Raw genomic sequence first — 891 nt, 5'->3', positions numbered from 1 at the left:
CGCCCGCCGCCGACGTCGTCGATCCGATGGCGCCGCGCCGCGACGCCGCCATCTTCAGCCTGCAGCGCCGCCCGAACGATCAGGCGCCCGCCCCCGCCACCGCCCCAGACGCGCCTCAGCCCGCCGAGGTCCAGCAGGTCGCCCAGGCCGGTCCCTACAGCCAGCAGGCCCGCTACTATTCGGTGCACCGTCAGGCAGGCCGTCATCCCGACGCCATCGCCGCGCCGCAGCAGTCCTATCTGAACGCCCTGCCCGTCGAACTGACCCAGATTCCGGCATCCAAGGACATGGCCGAACCCGACGCCCCGCCGCAGTTGATCCGTGACGCCAACGGCCGCATCCGCGCCATGCCCCAATCGCAGTCCGACGAGACCCCATGACGGAGCCCGCCTTGGTGGAGACGGACGCCCTGACAGACTCGCGCCTGCCGCAGTTGATCGCCCTGGCCGATGAAGCGTCCAGCACCCGGCGGCGTCAGTTGCTGCGTGCCCTGACCGACCATTTCTTCGGTGAAGCGCCGCTTCCGCCCAGCGAGAGCGGCCTCTACGGCGCCCTGCTGGCGCGCCTGTCCGAGCAGATGGAGACGGCGGTGCGCGCCGAACTGTCGGCCCGTTTCGCCAATATGCTGCATGCCCCCCGCAACCTGATCAGTCGTCTCGCCAATGACGAGGCAGAGGTCGCTACGCCTGTCCTGCGCGGCTCGCCCGTGCTGTCGGACGACGATCTGGTGAGCATTGTGCGCCAGCGGGGCCAGGACCATATGCGCGCCGTTTCAGGCCGCGCCAGCGTCTCTGAAGCCGTCTCGGACGCCATCGTCGCCCATGGCGATGACGAGACCCTGGGCGCCCTGCTGCGCAAGAGCCCGCACAACATAACGGCCGACAAAGCCTG

Annotated in this window: 2 protein-coding genes; both read left to right on the top strand. The window is 69.7% G+C overall.

The window, feature by feature from the left end; translation table 11 throughout:
* Positions 1–380 (top strand): hypothetical protein (locus QZ281_RS03020; RefSeq protein WP_292224570.1); only part of this gene is annotated, 380 nt, incomplete at its 5' end.
* Positions 377–891: DUF2336 domain-containing protein (locus QZ281_RS03015; protein WP_292224568.1), on the top strand; the 515-nt coding region annotated here is incomplete at its 3' end. The genes QZ281_RS03020 and QZ281_RS03015, both read left to right, overlap by 4 nt.

Source organism: Brevundimonas sp. (assembly GCF_018608325.1).
Taxonomy (GTDB): domain Bacteria; phylum Pseudomonadota; class Alphaproteobacteria; order Caulobacterales; family Caulobacteraceae; genus Brevundimonas.
This window is presented reverse-complemented; position numbering and strand designations above follow the sequence as displayed.